The sequence below is a fragment of the Pseudomonas sp. EU05-FHT14B02 genome (assembly GCF_058791055.1).
Genome location: NZ_JBYTDD010000006.1, coordinates 15222 through 30882 on the forward strand (window position 1 = coordinate 15222; position 15661 = coordinate 30882).

The 15661-nt window shown below is 59.0% G+C and carries 13 protein-coding genes and 2 pseudogenes; 8 read left to right on the top strand and 7 right to left on the bottom strand.

The genetic code is table 11. The features are described 5' to 3' along the window. Positions 1-52: 52 nt before the first annotated feature. Positions 53-976 (bottom strand): carbon-nitrogen hydrolase family protein, encoded by a 924-nt coding sequence (locus tag AC3WTM_RS07870; protein ID WP_102670381.1) that lies wholly within the window; start codon positions 974-976, stop codon positions 53-55. A gap of 84 nt (positions 977-1060) precedes the next feature. Between AC3WTM_RS07870 and AC3WTM_RS07875 the strand changes: the two genes are divergently transcribed. Then, positions 1061-1969: a LysR family transcriptional regulator gene (locus AC3WTM_RS07875; protein ID WP_102670382.1), complete on the top strand. Its 909-nt coding sequence runs from the start codon at positions 1061-1063 to the stop codon at positions 1967-1969. Positions 1970-1978: 9 nt separating this feature from the next. Here the strand turns inward: AC3WTM_RS07875 and AC3WTM_RS07880 are convergent, their stop codons facing one another. Further along, on the bottom strand, positions 1979-2233 hold the full coding sequence (locus AC3WTM_RS07880; RefSeq protein WP_007970091.1) for a hypothetical protein: 255 nt from the start codon (positions 2231-2233) through the stop codon (positions 1979-1981). A gap of 164 nt (positions 2234-2397) precedes the next feature. Between AC3WTM_RS07880 and AC3WTM_RS07885 the strand changes: the two genes are divergently transcribed. Then, on the top strand, positions 2398-2715 hold the full coding sequence (locus tag AC3WTM_RS07885) for an ElaB/YgaM/YqjD family protein (RefSeq protein WP_102670383.1): 318 nt from the start codon (positions 2398-2400) through the stop codon (positions 2713-2715). Between the two features lie 80 nt (positions 2716-2795). Here the strand turns inward: AC3WTM_RS07885 and AC3WTM_RS07890 are convergent, their stop codons facing one another. Next, the gene (locus tag AC3WTM_RS07890; protein ID WP_102670384.1) at positions 2796-3836 is read right to left on the bottom strand and encodes an Ldh family oxidoreductase; all 1041 of its coding nucleotides are present in this window, start codon (positions 3834-3836) and stop codon (positions 2796-2798) included. A 234-nt stretch (positions 3837-4070) separates the two neighbouring features. On the opposite strand from AC3WTM_RS07890, the gene AC3WTM_RS07895 reads away from it, so the two are divergent. Then, a complete protein-coding gene (locus AC3WTM_RS07895) occupies positions 4071-8903 on the top strand; it encodes a dermonecrotic toxin domain-containing protein (protein WP_102670385.1) in 4833 nt (1610 codons plus the stop codon). A gap of 213 nt (positions 8904-9116) precedes the next feature. Then, positions 9117-10118: a FecR family protein gene (locus AC3WTM_RS07900; protein WP_102670386.1), complete on the top strand. Its 1002-nt coding sequence runs from the start codon at positions 9117-9119 to the stop codon at positions 10116-10118. A gap of 57 nt (positions 10119-10175) precedes the next feature. On the opposite strand, the gene pvdQ is transcribed toward AC3WTM_RS07900, so the two are convergent. Next, positions 10176-12524, bottom strand: coding sequence for a bifunctional acylase PvdQ (pvdQ, locus tag AC3WTM_RS07905; RefSeq protein WP_102670387.1), 2349 nt, complete (start codon positions 12522-12524; stop codon positions 10176-10178). Between the two features lie 247 nt (positions 12525-12771). On the opposite strand from pvdQ, the gene AC3WTM_RS07910 reads away from it, so the two are divergent. Further along, complete coding sequence (locus AC3WTM_RS07910; RefSeq protein ID WP_102670388.1) at positions 12772-13143, top strand: fe2+ zn2+ uptake regulation protein; 372 nt, start codon at positions 12772-12774, stop codon at positions 13141-13143. A gap of 8 nt (positions 13144-13151) precedes the next feature. Here AC3WTM_RS07910 and AC3WTM_RS07915 read toward each other — a convergent pair whose 3' ends face one another. Beyond that, on the bottom strand, positions 13152-13340 hold the full coding sequence (locus AC3WTM_RS07915; RefSeq protein ID WP_102670389.1) for a hypothetical protein: 189 nt from the start codon (positions 13338-13340) through the stop codon (positions 13152-13154). A gap of 181 nt (positions 13341-13521) precedes the next feature. Next, a pseudogene (locus AC3WTM_RS07920) lies at positions 13522-13671 on the bottom strand (LysR family transcriptional regulator); the annotation flags it as partial. Between the two features lie 3 nt (positions 13672-13674). On the opposite strand from AC3WTM_RS07920, the pseudogene AC3WTM_RS07925 reads away from it, so the two are divergent. Next, a pseudogene (locus tag AC3WTM_RS07925) lies at positions 13675-13814 on the top strand (aldo/keto reductase); the annotation flags it as partial. Positions 13815-13860: 46 nt separating this feature from the next. Here the strand turns inward: AC3WTM_RS07925 and AC3WTM_RS07930 are convergent. After that, positions 13861-14391 carry a hypothetical protein gene (locus AC3WTM_RS07930; protein ID WP_102670390.1) on the bottom strand — a complete coding sequence of 177 codons (531 nt, stop codon included), beginning with the start codon at positions 14389-14391 and terminating at the stop codon, positions 13861-13863. A gap of 385 nt (positions 14392-14776) precedes the next feature. Here AC3WTM_RS07930 and AC3WTM_RS07935 point away from each other — a divergent pair, with 385 nt between their 5' ends. Beyond that, a complete protein-coding gene (locus tag AC3WTM_RS07935) occupies positions 14777-15223 on the top strand; it encodes a DUF411 domain-containing protein (RefSeq protein ID WP_102670391.1) in 447 nt (148 codons plus the stop codon). Beyond that, on the top strand, positions 15223-15657 hold the full coding sequence (locus tag AC3WTM_RS07940) for a YqaA family protein (protein ID WP_102670392.1): 435 nt from the start codon (positions 15223-15225) through the stop codon (positions 15655-15657). The genes AC3WTM_RS07935 and AC3WTM_RS07940 overlap by 1 nt, the downstream gene beginning before the upstream one ends. Positions 15658-15661 lie beyond the last annotated feature (4 nt).

Sequence of the window (15661 nt, forward strand, 5' to 3'; positions counted from 1 at the left end):
ATGGTCAAAGCTATCAAGTTGTCTGACTGCTTTGGCCAAAGCCCGCTGGGCATCAGGAGGTGAAGCGCACCCCGGGCCTGGCGCGTTCGTCCACGGTCAGCTCGAACACATCCGGCCGCGCGTAGTGGCCGACCACGTCGAAGTCGTAGCGGGCGCGCACCAGGTCGTCGGTGTCGATTTGCGCGGTGAGCAGCCCGGTACTGTCGCGCAACGGTCCGGCGAGGATGTCGCCCATGGGACCTACGATCACGCTGCCACCGGCGATCAATGGCCGATCCGCCGGCCAGTTGGCGATGTCCAGGCCCAAGGCCCGGGGCGAGGCCTGGACCTGACAGGCGCTGACCACGAAACAGCGCCCCTCATGGGCAATGTGGCGCATGCTGACTTGCCACATCTCCCGTTCGTCCACAGTCGGTGCGCACCATACCTCCACGCCTTTGGCGTACATCGCCGTGCGCAGCAGCGGCATCATGTTTTCCCAGCACACCAGCGCACCGACACGCCCGACCTGACTGTCGATCACCGGCAAGGTCGAGCCATCGCCCTTGCCCCAGATCAGCCGCTCGGTGCCGGTGGGCATCAGTTTGCGATGTTTGGCCACCAGCCCGGCCTGCGGATCGAAATACAGCGCGGTGCAGTACAAGGTGCTGCCGGCGCGCTCGATCACACCGATCACCAGATTGGCTGCGGTGCGAGCGCAGAGCCCCGCCAGCGCCTCGGTTTCCGCGCCGGGTACATCGATGGCATTGGCAAAATAGCGGGCAAAGGCTTCGCGCCCTTGCGGCAGGCGATAGCCCAATTGCGTACCAAAGCCCTCGCCTTTGGGATAACCGCCCAGCAGCGCTTCCGGCATCACCACCAACCCGGCGCCGGATTCGATGATTGCCTTTTCATAGGACAGGATCTGTTCCAGGGTTTCAGCCTTGCCGCCGGGCAAGGCGCCGATCTGCAGGGCCGCGACAATTGATTTGGGCATCTTGGAAACTCCATTCGCATCAGGTGTTGCTCATTCTCCGGCGCCAGGCAATCATCAATAAAGACCGATTCACTGCTGAATGATATGAACCAAATGAATATCACCAATATCGACCTCAACCTGCTCAAAGTCTTCGAGGCGCTGCACGAAGAGTCCAGCGCCAGCCGTGCCGCACTGCGCCTGGGCGTGACGCAATCGGCAGTCAGCGCGGCCTTGCGTCGCTTGCGCGAGCTGTATGGCGATCAGCTGTTTGTGCGCACCGGACGCGGCTTGGCCCCCTCGCTCAAGGCCAATCAGCTCAAACCGGTGGTCAGCGATGCCCTGAACAAATGCCGGCAGAGCCTGGCGATGGTCGATCCGACTGCGCAACAGTACGAAGGTCGCTCGGTCACGGTCGGTATGTCAGATGATTTCGAGATAGCCTACGGCCGGAGGCTGATCGAAGAGATTGCCCGTTGCGCGCCGAAACTGCGGCTGATTTTCCGCCAGACCCACAGCCAGATAGTCGCCCAGGCGTTGATGGAGCGCAGTATCGACCTGGCGATTGCCGCGGGCGGGTTTGCCGAGCGGCTGCTCAGCCGTCAGGTGCTGGGGGAAGGTGGCTATCTGTGCCTGGTGGACCCGTCGAGCCTGGTCGAGGGCCAGCAGAGCATCGGTCTCGAGGAGTTTGTGGCCCGCGAACACATCCTGGTGTCGTCCGGCGGTTTTATCGGGATTACCGATGAGGGATTGGCGGCGCTGGGGCTGAGCCGGAGGGTGTGCGCCTCGACCACGCATTTTGCCGCGTTGCCGCACTTGCTAAAAGGCAGTCGGGCGGTGGCGACCATTCCGGCCCATGCCGCCCAAAGCATCGCAACGCTCAGCGGGCTGGCGCTGCTGCCCTGCCCCCTGGCGTTGCCGCGCTACCCGATCGAACTGGGCTGGCGGACCAGCACCCAGCTCGACCCGGTGCTTTTGAAAGTGCGCGAGGCAATCGTCGCGAGTTTCGCCTGACAGCCGTTGTTACTTGTTGGCCGCCATCAGGCGATTGACTTCACTGCGCACCATGTTGGCGTATTCCGGCGGCGACATGCCGTCCAGTTCGGCGCGCACCCATTCGGCCCATTTGCCTTTGCGCTTGGCCCGTTCGCCGAACAACCGCGCAGCCTCACCCTTGGCCTTGCCCAGGTTGTTTTGCCAGAGTTCGAACAGACGGGATTTCTCGTCTTCAAGCGCTGCGCGCTCGGCGAGGGGTTTGTCGGCCAGATTGAAGCTCATGGGAATTTCCTGCTGCGTAAAATAGGCGACATCTTACACTGTAGGACGAAAGGTCCTGCGCCGGTTTTTCAGCAAGATGGCCTCCCCAGGCAAAATAGCTGCAACTTTTCCGACGACGGCAGACTCCATTGTTCACTGTCCACTTACCTGCAAGGAGTACTTCAATGGCCCGCAAACCCGCCGCGCAAGCCGCCGAAGATCAAATCAAGGATCAGGCCTTCAGCGAACTGCAAACGCTGATCGAAGAATCGGAAAAACTGCTGAAAAGCAGCGCCTCGCTAGTCGGGGAAGAAGCAGAGACCCTTCGAGGGCAAATCGCCCTGAAACTCCAGCAGGCCAGGAATTCGGTGAACAGCGTGCGCGACCGCACCCTGCCCGCAGTTGAGGCCACTGAAACCTATATCGGCGGACATCCATGGCAAACCGTGGCGATTTCCGCCGGGTTCGGCCTGGTGGTAGGGTTGTTGCTGGGTCGTCGCTAAGCACGCGATCTGTCAGCCATGAATCCCCCCTGTGGGAGCGAGCAAGCTCGCTCCCACAGGGGTTGCGCAAAACTTCTCCTTTAGAGACCCGCCAGCTCCCGCAGGTTCGCCAGCGTCTTGGCATCCAGCTCAATGCCGTTGACCTGTGACTTGGCACGCTGATGATGACGCCGGTCACCCGGCAAACGCTTCAGGCCGACACCATGCATTTGCCGCACCAGTTCCTGGCTGCGCTCGGCAAAGCTTTGCCCCGCCGCCTTGTCCGGATCGATCACGATAAGCAATTGACCCGTCCAGGGGGTCTTGGCACCAGGGTGGTTCTTCCAGTCGAACTCGAAGGAAAAATTGCCACCGGTCAGTGCCGCCGCGAGCAACTCGACCATCATCGACAACGCCGAGCCCTTGTGCCCGCCGAAAGGCAGCAACGCGCCGCCCTCGAGAATCGCCTTCGGGTCGGTGGTCGGCTGGCCGAGACTGTCCACGCCCATCCCTTCCGGCAAGCGTTCACCCTCGCGAGCGGCAATTTGCACATCGCCATGGGCGATGGCGCTGGTAGCCAGGTCGAAGACAATCGGCCCGCCCTCGGCCCGCGGTGCAGCGAAGGCAATCGGGTTGGTGCCGAACAGCGGCCGGTCGGCACCGTGGGGCACCACGCAAGTCATGCTGTTGACCATGCTCAATGCCACAAGGCCCTCTTCAGCGAAGGGTTCGACATCAGGCCACAAGGCCGCGAAATGGTGCGAGTTACGGATCGCCAGCACCGCGATGCCGGCACTTCGCGCTTTTTTCACCAACAGTTCGCGGGCAGCCGCCAGGGCCGGTTGCGCAAAACCGTTGGCGGCATCGACCCGCACAAAACCCGAAGCCACATCTTCGACGATCGGAACGGCCTGACCATTGACCCAACCACTTTGCAGCGTGGACACATATCCCGGAATCCGGAACACGCCGTGACTGTGCGCGCCATCGCGCTCGGCACCGGCGCAGTTTTGCGCCAGCACCTGGGCAACCTCAGCCGACGTGCCGTGACGCAGGAAAATCTTCTCCAGCAAAGCGCTAAGCGCTTCGAATGACAGGTATGACGGGACCGCGGTAGAGGCGTGATCGTGTGGCGCAGACATCTGAAGCTCCAGACTGATTATTGGAGGGAACAACAGCATACAAAGACCCGCCGATTAACAACGCGCGACGTGCGAACTGTCAACCTTTCGCTCAGGGTCGATGAGGCCTATCCCTGTCACAAACGCCCGCGCCCCGTGCGTTATCTATTTACCACCGGCGTCAACGCACCGGCTTTTAGTCTCGATGCTCAATCCACAGGCGCCTTTGAGTGGCACCTAGAACGAGAATCGACGATGTCTACACCAGTAACTCCGCTCTTTTTCCCCGAGGCGCTGACTTTGCGCGGTCTCTGGAGAGAACTTGGCCAAACCCACGGGCTGACGCAAAGGGACTTCGAATGGTTCAGCCATATCGAACTGGCCACCCAGGCACTGCGCGATGAGCAGACGCCGCCCATGCTGGCGAAGAAAATCCTGCTGAAAATCCCTGGACTGGAACCCATGGCGCTGGCCGGCAGTTTTTTGCTGAGCGCGACACCCGATGACAATGGCGTGATTCTCTACACCCCGTACGGGGGAATAAAAAAGTTCGCCGACCGTACGGCCCTGACCGAACAGCTGGTGACGCAACTCAAAGCGGCTGGTGAACACGATGACCTGCTGGCCTTCATGGCGCTGTCTCAACGCAACGCCGTGGTGGGCGCCGCCGACATCAAGCTGGACTTTCAAACCATCGACGGTGACGTGTTTGAAGACCAGCGCAACACCCTCTCTACCCACCAACAACTCAATGACCAGGCCCTGCTTGACGAACTCAAAGCGCTACCCTCCTTGACCTCACTACTCGATGAATGGCTGGGTAAACAGCTGGCAGCGTCTTTCCCCGACCTGGATCAGAGCCGGACCCAAGTGAACTTCTACCTGGCTACAACGCCGGAAAATGCGGGCGAAAGCCATCCGGTCCGACGCTGGGTCAACTCACTTTCTCTGAGTGACGCGGTACTGCTGCACTATCGCCATCAGCGTTGGCCATCCGGGCAGTCCCATGAATTTTCCCATCCGGGAAAGTCCCCGGCAAAAACCGACCAGCCACTCTGGGAGGCAGCCGTCACGACAATCTCGCGCCAACTGATCAGCCTGCTGATCGGGCAGCTCGACGGTTTCTGGGCTGCGGCGAGCACCGAAGGCGCATCGCGTCGCCAGCTCTTCGGCCAAGCCATCGCCGACCAGGCGCGGGTACAACTGTTGCTAAAGCGCGAAGCCGGGATCATCACCCCTGGGCAAAACAAGGACTTGCACGCGTTGATCTCGACGGCCAGCCGGACGAACAAAGCCATGACGGTTGAGACCGTGCGTCTGTGGGAGTACCAGGCCAACTATGTAGAATTGGCCGGTTCACTGATGGTCAGCGCCGGCAATGCGTGTCTCTACACGCCCACCGCAGGTCTGCAGGTGCTCGAGAACTATCAGGACTTGCGCAATACGGTGCTGAGCAAGTTCAGTGCGGCCGGTCATGAGGATGAACTCTATGGTCTGCTGAGCCTGGATGAACGCCAGCGTATAATTGGTTTTGACCGGCCGAATGTGACCGGGGAAGTGATTGGCGGCGCGATCTTCCCCAAGCTCTTCGACGGGATCATCAGCAAGCAACGGCAGAACATGGAATATGCCCTGCAGGTGTTCCGTCACAGTGACGGCAGCGTGGACATCCACGCCCTGTTCGACAAGGCGCTGGATATCCGCTCGATGATCAGCGAGCGACTGCTGACGCTGGATGTCGGCGGACGCTGGAGCACACGCCCCGTGTTATCCGGCAATCAGCATCCCTCCACCGTGCTGGCCGATACGGCGGCAGCTTTCGTCAAAACCTTCTGCGACATCGAAACACTGATCAACGCGGATTTTGCAGCACAACCGGTTGCGTCTCTGGCCTTGCAACGGGTCTATCTGGAAAACATGAAACCCCGCCTGGCCCATGCACTTGCCGTTGGCCTGCGTGGCGAGGCCAGCCTGCGGGTGCTTGGCGCAACACTGCGGGATGCGGATCGGGCAATTGTCGAAACAGTCTTCAACCCGGACCAGCCCGACCGGCAAAACCGCCTGTCACTCAAGGGTTTCCGCCCCGATGCCTACTCGTTGACGCTGGAGCGCTCCGGCCATGAAGATCTCCTGCCCCTGGCCCATTGTGTGCTCGTGACCGAGCGTGGCGGACTCGATCCCTCGCATTCCGGCCGGACGATTCTGTGGACACCCGTCGAAGGCCTGGAAGTCTTTGACACCATCAGTCGTGCACGACTGGAACTGAACCGCCGCCTGCTAGAGCCGCAGCAACGCCTGGCGCTGTTGGAGAACCTGCCCCCGGCCCAGCGCGTCTTTCACCAACGCTACTCACTGGGACCGCTGCGGCTGATTGAAGGGTCTGTATTGGAACGGGTCGCGCAATCGTCCATCGAACACTTTTTGGCTCGCTGCGAACACGTACGTACTTTTGGCCTGAGCGACACGAAGCAGAAAAAGGCCCTTGAAGACCTGACCAAAACGGTCCTCAACACCAACCTGGGAAGAGCCACGTCGATTGCCCGGGCGACCAGCCAGCAGCAGTCCCTGCCCGCCTGGCTGGGAATGGCTCCGCTGCAAGAGCAGCGACTGCACCTTGAACTGCTGGAGCAATACCGCCACAGCGTTGTTGAGGACAAAGACTATTTGCACGGGATCAAACCCCTCAAGTCGTATGTGCATGAAACGCTGAAATCGTTGCTCGCCAGCCGCTTCCCCGCAACAGCGCTGGACCCTGACAATATTGAAATCACCCCGGACCTGGCCCTGGTCGGCCCCGCCCGGAGCCTCACCGAGTTCGCCTTGCACCACGTAAACATTGCGCAAGGCACAGGGTTCAAGGTCCGGTCGGCAAACACTCAAGCGCTGCCCCTGAATCTGGATCAGGCGGCTGTCCGCCAACTATTGAGATCACTGGACATTGCGCAGAACTACGCCAAACAGGTCACGGACAGCTTGTCCAATCAAGCGACCGACGTCGAAAGCAGGATGTTGCGCTTCGTCAAGCAACTGCCCTGGCAACTGCTGCAACACGCACACGAACTGAAACTGCAGCAACGGCTTTCCGACAGCGCTTTCGATTTGCTTCGGCAAGTATTCGACATGCCGGACGCCATCGCCCGGGCGACCGTAGAAGGTGCTCATGCCATTGCCCGACCATTGGAACTGATCAAGACAACCGGTGCCGCCGCCGTGAAGGCGCTGGGCCTGTACCTGATTGGCCCAGGCACGGGCAAGGCAGGCCCACAAATCCTCTATGCCCCTTACCACCCCAGTGGCTCACCCTTCGTTGAGTTCAACAATGAGGCCAGCGTTGTTTCAGCACTCAACACACCGGGGCCATTGCAGGACATGTTGATACGTCGCCTGCCGGACAGGGAGCAAACGGTGTTTCGAAACCTGTTGGGGTCCACCGTCGGCCAGTCGAGCGAAATCACCCTTGCATCCAACCCCATCGATGGCAACCTGCTCACCCACTTGTTCCATGACAACACCCAACTGTTGGTGAAGATGCTTGCCAGCCAGTCACACGCTAGCGGTCAGTCAGACTGGGAGGCCGTTAAACACCTGTTCGGCGCCGGTATCGAGCGCATTTCCAGCCTGCTGCCGGGCAAACTCGCGTATGTGCAGTTTCTTTGGAAGGCCTACAAGGATGCCCTCAACTCGGCCGAGGCCTTGCAGGACCATCATTGGACGACCGCGTTGCGCGAGTTTATTGCCGGGGCGGCGCAAATCCTGTCGTTGGGCCGGCTGTCACTTGAAGGATGGGGCGAAAGCGCCCAGGAAACCGGCGAAGCCGTTGTTCCACCGGTTGTCCCCCCCGTGATCGCGCAACCCTGGTCGAAGATACGGTCGACAGCAGCAACACGCACCCGGCTGCAACCGTTCGAAACCACGGTTGAACTCAAGGGCCTGGCGAGAAACAGCACTGACGGCACCTATCTGGAGGCGACCAGCAAGAAAACCTTCGCCGCGATTGCCGGAAAGGTGTACGGCGTGAACAAGACCGGAGCGGTCTGGAGAACGATCAAAGGCACGGAAAAAGGCCCCGTGTTAACGATTACCTCTGACAAACAATTGGTCATCGACCCGGATTTCCACACTGTCCATTTCGGCAAAGTCTTCTCGAAAATGCACGAACAGTATGCCGACACCTATGTTGCATGGGCGGTCCTGAACATCGAGGCCCGGGGGATGGACGAAATACGGGCAAAGCATCCCGCTAAAGCCCGCATGATCGTGCAGGCCATCGACATGGCTCGTTATTATGCGTTCAACAGCCTGCACAACCTGGTTCAACTGCGCAAACTCGTCCCGGGCACACGGCTCGATACCTTCCTCAAACAGTTCTTTGATGTTGGTCAGGTCGACAAAGCACTGCTCGAAAAAATCAAACAGACCATCGTCCCCATCTGCAACGCGCTGGTCGATCCCAATGAAGACTGGATGAACTCGCAACGCTTTATCGTGGGTTCAAACCGGGACCCGGAGGCCAACCTCATCGCGTTTGTCATGGACAAGGATCTACAGCGCAACGTGCATTTCACGGAAAAATTCTTCAATCAACAACTCGACTGGTACAAATCCAGCCTGACACAGCCCTTCGATGTCGACGGCCACAGCCAGGCCGCGACCCTGATACACGAATTCGCTCATTTGTTTTCCGGGGCCGTTGACATTGCATACCTTGAGTCCAGGCTGCCGTTCAGCGATCTGGTGGCGTCGGTCACCGGCTATGGCGCGGCAAAGAAACAGTCTCAGCTGGATTTTCAGCGAGAAGCCTTATCGTTGAAAACGCCGCAGAAGGAACTGTTCGCACGCTGGAACAGTGGCCTGCAATCCTGGATCAGCCTGGATTCGATTCCGGACTCTTATCACATTGGCAAGGCCATTCTGCGGCTGACGGGCAGCCAGACTATGGATAAGGCACGGGAAGCTTTTTTAAACAGGCAGGAATCGAAGTTCCGAACCGATGTCATTTTGCACAATGCCGACTCGATCGCCTTTTTGATCTGCGAAATGGGCCGGCAACTGGACCCGGTGCCGGTCACTCCCACCGCTGAAACCTGACCACGGCGTAACAACGCGCAGATCCCCGGGTCTGCGCAGCACAACGGTGTTTGACTTGATGTTTTTTTCACGCACCCTATTGATACTGTTATTCGGCAACACGCTCCAAAGGCGATGCGTTGAAAAAAAACAACACATTGATGGTTAAATGCCATGACTGATGTTCTCGCAGACTTCCCCCAAGGTTAGAATGCAGGAAATCAGGAAGGGCCAATGACCGACCACACACTTTCGCAAGCCGAATACGACGCCATCACCGATGCTGCCGCGCATTGGTGCATGCGTCTGCACGCCAGTGACTGCACCGAGCAAGAGCGCCAGGCGTTCGAGCAATGGCGTGATGCGCATCCGCTCCATACCTTCGAGTACGAAGCGATGCTGGAGATCTGGGATGTCGCCGGCGACTTGCCTCGTCCCGTACCCGTCATGCCGCTGGTTCGCCGCCAACCCGAAAACCCGTGGCGCCGCCTGGCCATTGCCGCGGCGGTATGTGCCCTGGCACTGCCTTTGGCCGGTTATGGCGGCTGGCACCTGGGCTGGGTACCGAACGCGTACCAGCATTTCGAAGCGACCGACAATGTTCGTACCGTCACCTTGAAAGACGGCAGCCAGGTTGAGCTGAACCTGGGCAGCGAGCTGACGTACAGCAACTACAAGGATCAGCGGCAAGTCACGCTGGATAAAGGCGAAGCCTTCTTCAAGGTCAGCCATGACACCCGCCATCCCTTCGTGGTCAAGGTCGCCGAAGGCCGGATTCGCGTGACTGGCACCCAATTCAATGTCTGGATGTATGAAGATCAGGTCAAGATCAACCTGATCGAAGGTTCGGTACTGGTCAGCAGCAACGCCGACCTGCAAGGCGACGGTTTGCGCCTTGGCCCGGCGATGCAGGCCAGTTATCGCCGCGGCGACTTCATTCCCCGCATCAGCCAGACCTATGACAATGACAGCTCGCTGGCCTGGCGCCAGGGCAAGCTGGTGCTCGACGATCTGGCCTTGAGCGATGCGCTGCCCTTGATCAATCGCTACCTGGACAAACCGTTGATGGTGGCTGACCACAGCACCGGCTCGATCCATATCGGCGGCATCTACAACATCAAAGAGATCAACGGCCTGGTAAAGTCCTTGCCGCGGGTCCTGCCGGTCTACCTGACCCGTAACCAGAACGGCAATCTGGTGGTCAACGCGATTCCGCAAATCTCCCCGAAAAGCTGAAAAGGCCGCCACCCTTGCGGATGCGGCCTTCAGCGTTCATGCAAAAACCCCACGACCTTACTGCGCGACCACTTTTGCATCCTGCCGGCGGATCGTCTGCACCTGATAGTCCGGATCGGACAGGATCTGTTGCTCGGTGAAAGGCAGCACGCTCCATTGCTTCCTGGAAAAGGCCTGCGTCTGGTCCCGTGAATACTTCGAGGCCGGGTCGCTGGACAACGAGAATGCCAGCAGCCCTTTGGCATGCGGTCCGTTTTGGTCAAAGGTCACCACTTGCAGGTAGCTCGTGCCGCTGACCACTTCGCGCTTGCCATCGCTGCGCGGTACGCTCTGGATCGCGTTATAGACCCCCAACGTTCCCGGCCCGCCGTGGATCGGTGTCTGTTGTCCGCCGCTGCTGACCACCTGGATATCGCCCCAGCGACTGTCCGGCTTGAATCCTGCCGCCTTGACCTGTTCAGCCGAAGCCAGCATCGCTGCCCGTAGCGCCTTCGCCACCTGCGGGTGATCGACTGCCAGACCCCGTGGGGTATGTTGCGGATCCCGTGGATCGAATGCCACGCGCCATACGTCCGGCACCGGCTCCAACGCCTCCATGACATTCTGGAAGTGTACAAAGCCCAGACCGCTGCCCAGGTTGGCGTTGCGGTCCCAGGCCTTGAGGCTGGCGCACAGTGGCGCGAGCGTTTTGGCATCGGTTCCGAGATCCGCCGCGCAAAATTGCAGCAGGTCCGGCATCACTAGACTGGCTTGATAAACCCGATCGTCCATGACCATGTGTTGCAAGTCCGCTGCCTCGACCTTGCCAGCCTGGGCCAGCGCGCTCAAACGGTCCAGGGCAAAGCGCGAGCGCAGCCCCAGTGGCTGACTGTCCTGGCTGATCAACGGCGAATAGCCGGTCAGCGGTTGCGCCGGGTTGGCCATCCAAGCCGAGTCGTTGGAGTGCTGGACAAAGTCCTTGCGTAACAATTGCGGCAACTTGTCCGCTGCATAGATACCCTGTTGTGCAGCCTGCGGGTCGATGTCCCAGGCACAGGCGCTGTTGGAGCCGTCGAGAATGATCATCTGCAGGCCAACGCGCGGATCGCTGCATTGCGCCAGCTTGTCGACATTGACGTTGGGCACCACCGAGAGGTTCATGTACAGCGTCTGCCCCTGATCGTCCGCTGCCAGCGTATTGACCCACGGAATGCCCTGGATCTCGTGCACCGAAGCCTGGAAATCCTTGAGGTTTTCAGCGCGGTTCATCGCGTACCACTGCTGCAGAACCCGGTCGTTATCCAGATTGGCGTCGCGCAGGCTGTAAGCGTATTGATGATCCCAATCCAGTTTCCCCGGCCATTGCACCACCGGACCGAATTTCGAGCTGAAGACCTCGTGGGAAATTGCCCGGACCTGCCCGTCCGCCTGCCTGACGTTTACGGCCACGGTCTGCTTGTCCATCGGCAAGGACTGGCCGTCGAGCAAGTAACGAGTCGAATCCTTGGGATCGAGCTGCAGGCGATATAGCGTAAAGTGCCTGGACGAATCCACGGTGTGGGTCCAGGCCAGATGTTGATTGAAACCGATGTTGATCACCGGCAGGCCGGGCAACGCCGCGCCCATCACGTCCAGTTTGCCGGGAATGGTCAGGTGCATCTGATAAAAACGCATGCCGCCCACCCACGGAAAGTGCGGATTGGCCAGCAACATGCCGCGTCCGTTGAAGGAGCGCTCGCTGCCGACCGCGACGGCGTTGCTGCCACGGTCCAGGGCAAAACGCTGCATCCGCGTAGCGGCCACCCGGAACGCTGCCTGAGCGCTCGACGCCCGGGCAACGGCTTGGGGTGGCGTGGCACCGGCCAGGGCTTCGGCAAACTGGCCGACGCCACCCTCGACCAACAGGCGCCGGGTCAGCTTGACCAGATCCGAAGTGGTAATGTCGCGCACCCAATCTCCCTGGCACTGCGGCGGCAATCCCTGGACGCGACGCTCGCTCAAGGAGCGGTTGTACCCTGCCACATAGCCTTCGACCAACTCACGCACTGGCGGGGTCTGGGCCTGCCAGAAACCGGCGACGGCTTGCGGAGTGTTCAGCCAGGTGAAAAATACATCGCTGGCCAGGTTCTCGCGCTCTTCGACGGTGAACTGATCCGGCCCGAAATACCGCGAACGTTCACCGTTGACTGTAGTGATTTCGTTGGCCAACAGGCACAGGTTGTCCTGGGCGTAGGCATAGCCGATGCCGTAGCCGAGCCCGCGCTCGTTGTCGGCGCGGATGTGCGGCACGCCGAAACCGGTGCGGCGGATATCGGCGCTCGTTTGCGCGGGCGTATCACTCGCGCTCGCCGCAAGGCTCAGCCCCAGGCTCAACCCCAGAGTCACACCCGCCAGGCTCAACCTGGTTAAATGGCTGGAAATAATCACGCTCGCTCCTGATCGAAAAACGATGGTCACGGCTGCGCATACCCACGCGCACCGGGCCTCCCTGTAGGGACGAAGCTCACCACAAAAATTTAGGAGATTACTGCGCAACGCCCCATGGTCTGACAGGTTGATCACGCGATGGCGACAAAATTTCTACATTCGACCCTTCATGATTCGGGCTGCTCATACGTCTAATGCTGTAAGAGCGCCCATTTTTTCCTGATCAGGCTCTGAAAGGAGTTTTGCAATGTACAACTCGCAACTGCCAACGGACGGTAGCAACGCGCCAAAGGGTACTTCCATGGGAGTCGGCGTATTCGAGCCGCGTACCGATCGCCACGGCAACGAGCGGATCAGGGGCCTGCTCAAAAGCTTTGGCCTTCGAACCAGTCTGATCCGCCTGAAAGTCATCGATGCCCTGCTGACGGCCGCCGAAAACGACCGCAGCCTTGGCGTGCGTGGTGTGCACAGCCAATTGCTGGACCTGGATATTCCCCTGTCCTTTCTCAGCGTGCGTGAAGTGCTGAAGCGTTTGTGCAGCGAAGGGGTGATTGTCCTCAACCCCGACAAGAGCTACAGCCTGCATCCCCAGGCTGCCGCCATTTTACGCAACCGATGATCGAATGATCAGAGTTTGACCTTGCGGCGCATCACGCCATTGATGACCACCACGACCACCGCCACGCCAATGGCGATGTACTGGAACAGTTTTTCGCTGATGACGCCGGTGTTCTGCAACCAGGAAAGGCCAAACATGATCCCCAGCACCACCAGAGAGATCAGAATCGAGTATTTCAAACGTTGCGACTGAGTCATTGCGGGTTCCTGAATCTGAAATTGTATCCGGTTTGTATCGACGCGCATGCCAAGCGCTTACCCTGTTTCGGGGATAAGCGGCTACAAGCGGGGTCTCATGTTACAACCGATGAAGAGTTTTGGCTTCATTGCGGCGATAACCATGGCGGACCAGGTTACGACCCACATCGTTAACAGCGGATCAACGTCCTGAATCCTGTCGGTAAAAGTCATTGCCCGGTTGAACGCACAGTTCCACCAGCCAATCGACAAACACACGTACCCGCCGGGATAACTGGCGGAGCGGTGGCGGCACGTCCCCCAGCACTTCGCACAAACGCCCCTCCTCCACTAATACCTGGAAGAAAACGTGGCGGCTCTGGAGGTGACGCTGAGCGCCGAAGAACTGCACGCGCTGCAAGCGGTCTTTTTGCGGCGAATGCCACCGCTGGCCTGCGTTATCCGGAAGAAGTCATGAAGCTGCTCGACCGCTAAGGGTCGCCGGCCCGCTCAATAAACCGGGCGGGCCGGGCAACGGGCGTCAGGCTTCGTCCTTGATAACACTGCCCGGTCTCACCATGGGGCCGTTGCTTTTGCCATAAGTTTCCAGGTTTTGCAGCACGTAGATCGCTTTCTTGAACTCGGGGACCAGGTAATTGGCGTACTTATTACCCTTCATATTGTTGCTCTGGATGTTCTCCAGTTGCGTCGCGAAATATTCCAGCGCATTAAACTTCGCATCAGGGTCCTTGATGCCAAACCGGTCGAACTTGTCACCAGCATTGCTCAGCGTGACCGCCGTCACATCACTGATCAGACCGCGTTCTTTCAGAAAGACACTGAGACTGCCCATGGATTTGATTGAAATATTAGTGGGATCAAAACCCTTCATCTGCTTGCGCAACTTCATTGCGTCCATCTTGACTGTATCCAGTTCAACTGGATTGTTGCCCACCAGGTCAAGCATCTGCCTGACCTTGACGCTCTGGGGAACTGACTTTGATCTGCTGGCAGTATCTCGAACCAAAAGGCCCGCCTTCGGGGTCCAGGCGCCGGTATAACCGATAGTCATTGAAAACTCCTTCTTTTTGATCAAGTTAGAGGGTCAGAAGTATCGGCCGGAACACTAACACCACCAAACTGTTATTCAGCGCCTTAACAATTTTCGTACAATTAAGATACATGCTGTAAAACTTCATGTTTATTAAACTTCGGAAGATTGATGAATAGTCCTTCAGACTTTTCTTACAGGGAGGATAGTTGATCCATATCAACACCGACATTTACCGTCAGCATTCCAACCTGACGACTTTGTAATGTTCCCCTCATCTCCCTGACAGCGTTGATCTACCATCATTGAATGGCCTATCTTGTAGCAACTGGAAACACTCCTTGAATGCCTGACCCATAAAAAGGGTCAAAATGCGTTTTTTTGCCCGTTAGCCGAGACGAATCCCATGCGAAACCCTCTGCGTCTGATCGCCCTGAGCGCCCTGTTCATGTCTTCCCTGGTCCAGGCCGCCGACCTCATTCCGATCGAGGTTCATCGCGACGCCAATTGTGGTTGCTGCAAAAAATGGATCACCCACCTGGAGGCCAATGGCTTCAAGGTCGATGACCACGTAGAAGCCAACATGAGCGAATTCAAGCAACAGCACGGCGTGCCGCCACGCCTGGCGTCGTGCCACACCGCATTGATCAATGGCAAATTCGTTGAAGGCCATGTCCCGGCCGACCAGGTCCTGGCCTTGAGCAAACGCGACGATCTGCTGGGCGTCGCGGCCCCCGGCATGCCCATGGGTTCGCCCGGCATGGAAATGGACGGCATGAGCGATGCCTATCAAGTCATCGGCCTGAAAAAGGACGGCACTGACGTGGTGGTTGCGGACTACCCCGCCCATTGATGTCCGGTGCGTACTTCGGGTTGTTTTTCGCGGCATTCGGTGCCGCCACGCTGCTGCCGTTGCAATCCGAAGCCGTGCTGGTCGGACTGCTGCTCAGCGATCGCTATTGGCTCTGGGCACTGCTGGCGGTGGCAACGTTCGGCAACGTTCTGGGCTCGCTAATCAACTGGTGGCTGGGGCGCGGGATCGAGCGGTTCCGCGACCGGAGCTGGTTTCCGGTGAGCCCCCGGCATCTGGAAAAGGCCCGGCTTCATTACCAACGCTACGGCCATTGGTCATTGCTGCTCAGTTGGCTGCCGGTGATCGGCGATCCGTTGACGCTGGTCGCCGGGGTCATGCGCGAGCCGCTGGGGCGTTTCCTGCTGATCGTCACCCTGGCCAAAGGTGCCCGCTACAGCGTGCTGGCGTTGGCGACTTTGGGCTGGATGGGTTGAACCA